We start from the raw sequence: 244 nt of genomic DNA, 5'->3' as shown, positions 1-244 counted from the left end.
AGTCAAAAAATCTTTATCTACTAGAACACATATTTGCCAATGTGGATTTGTACTAGATAGAGACTGGAATGCAGCAATTAATATTCTGAATTTAGCCTTGGGTACGGTAGGTCATACCGGAACCTGGATTTTTAATCCGAACGCTTCGGGAGACTTAGCCTCTACTGTTTTAGGTGTAAACCTATTGCAGCAAGCCGAGTCATTGAACGAAGAATCCTCGTCGCTTTAGCGCGAGGAGTGTCAA

Annotated in this window: 1 protein-coding gene; it reads left to right on the top strand. The window is 41.8% G+C overall.

Annotation, left to right across the window (positions count from 1 at the left end; genetic code table 11):
- Positions 1 to 229: zinc ribbon domain-containing protein (locus PL9631_RS25500; protein WP_156090712.1), on the top strand; the 229-nt coding region annotated here is incomplete at its 5' end.
- Positions 230 to 244: the final 15 nt, after the last annotated feature.

Origin of the sequence: Planktothrix paucivesiculata PCC 9631 (assembly GCF_900009265.2) — a bacterium.
GTDB classification, from domain to species: Bacteria; Cyanobacteriota; Cyanobacteriia; order Cyanobacteriales; family Microcoleaceae; genus Planktothrix; species Planktothrix paucivesiculata.
The sequence above is the reverse complement of the archived record's forward strand: the minus strand, read 5'-3'. Positions and strand labels throughout refer to the sequence as shown.